1 pseudogene is annotated in these 230 nt (G+C 52.6%); it reads right to left on the bottom strand.

Annotated features, from left to right (window positions below):
* A pseudogene (locus Q4563_RS23160) lies at positions 1–230 on the bottom strand (50S ribosomal protein L1); the annotation flags it as partial.

The following is a 230-nucleotide window of genomic DNA, read 5'->3' as shown; positions in this document are numbered from 1 at the left end:
GGATAATACCGTTCTTGTCGTTGCGGTAGCGGACTTGACCCGCTTTTGCGTTTTTGACAGCAGTGGCAACGTCAGGAGTCACAGTACCAACCTTCGGGTTAGGCATCAGGCCACGTGGACCCAGAATCTGACCCAATTGACCGACAACACGCATCGCATCAGGAGAAGCGCTCACGACATCAAAGGCCAAATCACCAACTTTGATCTTGGCAGCCAGATCGTCCATACCT

The organism is Gilvimarinus sp. 1_MG-2023 (assembly GCF_030548285.1).
Note: the sequence above shows the minus strand (reverse complement) of the source record. Positions and strands in the feature narration are given on the sequence as shown.